The sequence below is a fragment of the Streptomyces sp. col6 genome, from assembly GCF_008042035.1.
Lineage (GTDB): Bacteria > Actinomycetota > Actinomycetes > Streptomycetales > Streptomycetaceae > Streptomyces.
In genome coordinates, this window is the sequence record NZ_RDBL01000085.1 from 1 (window position 1) to 2,385 (window position 2,385).

The following is a 2,385-nucleotide window of genomic DNA, read 5'->3' on the forward strand; positions in this document are numbered from 1 at the left end:
CGTGTCTGCCGGAGGACCCAGCGTCCGATGTCGTCGCCGTGGTACGTCACTCCGGGCTGGATGTCTTCCAGCGTGTTCCCGGCGTTCAGGAGCGAGTGCAGGCCGGTGTAGGAGCGTTGCCAGTCGACGGTCCATCCGAGGAGTCGTGGGTTCCAGTCGGGGTCGATTGCGGTGAGCTGTTCCGTGCGCCGGCGGGCGCGGTCGGTGTCTTTGCCGAGTCCTTCGGGGCGGCGGAGGTTGGTGAGCCATTGGCCGATGGGTTTGTCGAGGGCGGTGGCGTGGCGGGGTGCGGCGAGGGTGCCGGCTTCGGCGTAGTAGGCGCGGGCGGCGGCGAGGTTTTCCTCGAAGGCGGCGTCGGCGGTGTCCCATACGATCCCGAGTTCTTCGAGCTCGTCGGCGCGCTCGCCGTTCATGGTTCCGGCCCGGTAGGTGCGGCGCTGGTCGGACAGCCACCTGCCGAGCGGGTAGGCGCCTTCGGTGTGTTCGTAGGGCACGTCCAGGTCGCCTTCGCGTTCGTAGTAGCGGCGGGCGGCGTGGTAGCCGCGTTGCCAGTCCTGGCGTTCGGTGCTGATGATGTTGAACCGCACCCATTTCGCGATCATCAGCGGGTCTCTGGGGGCGGCGAACCGTAGCAGGAGCCGCGACTCCTCCTGACCTTCCTCTGGTTCAGGACCGATGTACGGCGACGGATCAACAACAGACTTCTGCTGCTCCTGAGGAATGGCAAGCAGCTCAATAGCACGTTCGTCGTGCGCCCGCAGCCCTTCCAGGACTTTCACCAAGGGCTTATACGAGTTGGAGGTGAGCATGTCTTCCGGCTTTTCACCGGGCGAGAGAAACACGGGCACGATCAGCGTCGCCATCTTTCCTTGTCCGGGCTTTTGCCGCAGCGCCCGTCCGATGGCCTGGACGATGTCGACCGGCGACCCCTTCGGGTCGAGGAGGGCGACGGAGTCCACGGCCCGGATGTCGACGCCTTCACCCAGGACCCGGCAGTTGGACAGCACAGCCCGTCCCGCGCGCCGGCCGAAGTCGGCGAGGACCTGGCGGCGGTGGTCGGGCTCGTGCTCCCCGCACAGCCAGTTGGCCCACACCCGCTCGGGGTACCGCTCCGAGTCCGCCGCATGGAGCCGCTTCGCGACCCTCCCCAGCCCGCCGGCGAACGCGCGGCAGCGGATCACGCAGGTTCTCGAAGCCGGCCTGCCGCTCCGTCCAGGAGGGCCGCGGCGGGCGTTCTTTCCAGATGCGGGGTGTGGCGGTCATGTAGAGCCGCCGCATGGCAGGAATGACCTCCTGGTCGTGAACCGCGGCCCATGCCTTTCCTGCCGAGCCACTTGTTCTGTGGGCCTCGTCGACGACCACGAGGTCGAAGACGTCCATCGGAAGCCCGTACGCCCCTTCGTGCGCCTCTGCGAGGACGGGGAGGGAGGCGTAGGTGGCGTACACGGTCACCGGCCCGCGACCGTGCCACAGGGCCAGCTGCGGTGCGGAGGTCGTGGAGCGCACCTTCAGGTCCCACAGGTGCGGGTCGTCCTCCAGCGAGCAGACCGCGACGGCAGGGCCGTGGTGGCCGGCGGCCCGCCATTCCCGCACGGTCTGCGTCAGCAGGTCCAGGGTCGGCACCAGGACCAGGACCCGCCCGTGCCGGGCCAGACGGAGCGCGCAGTGCGCGGCGATGAACGTCTTGCCCGTGCCGCACGCCGCCACCACAGTGGCCCTCAGCCCGGCCCGCGGGATCTTCTTCCCCGGCGGGATATCAAGGCCGCGCACGACAGCATCAACGGCTTCGACCTGGTGAGGCCGGAGCGTGAATTTTCCCGTACTCGGCATACCAAATCTCCGGAAATCCAGGAATGAACAGGAGGGCTGCCAGAGGTGATGGCAACATATTCCGGATGCTACACAGCACATCAATGATGCACCAAGCAGCATGTACAAGTGATGCACGGGTACCATCGTAGCGGGCCGATGCTCACCAGGGGGAGTCCCAGACCAGCTCCCCGGCAACACGGTCATCCCCGGATACGGCTGACGGCCTGTCCGGTGCGGGTGGAGCGAAGCGGAACCCGCACCCACGGGTCCGGGGCCGGCACCCGGCCGGGGTGACGGGGTGTCATGGTTTGAGGGGGTGGCTGTTTTCTCGGGATGCTACACAGACCAGCAGTGATGCACCGTCATCATGTAGCCAGCCGTTCCGGCGGAGCCGGAACTTGGGCGGGGGAGCGAAGCGGACCCGCCCCGCAGTCCGGGCCGGAGCGAAGCGCAGGCCCGTGGATTGGAGCGAAGCGGAAATCCGAAAGGCGCGAAGCGGCTTTCCATCGCTTCGTCACGAACCGCGAAGCGGTTCGTTTCGCTCGCCCATCGCGAAGCGATGGGGTACCCGCT

At 67.5% G+C, this 2,385-nt stretch carries 1 protein-coding gene and 1 pseudogene; both read right to left on the minus strand.

Annotated features, from left to right (window positions below; translation table 11 throughout):
- Positions 1 to 1,181 (minus strand): helicase associated domain-containing protein (locus EAO73_RS37270; protein ID WP_318153316.1); only part of this gene is annotated, 1,181 nt, incomplete at its 3' end.
- A gap of 124 nt (positions 1,182 to 1,305) precedes the next feature.
- Positions 1,306 to 2,016: pseudogene (locus EAO73_RS37275) on the minus strand (DEAD/DEAH box helicase family protein); the annotation flags it as partial.
- Between the last annotated feature and the right edge of the window lie 369 nt (positions 2,017 to 2,385).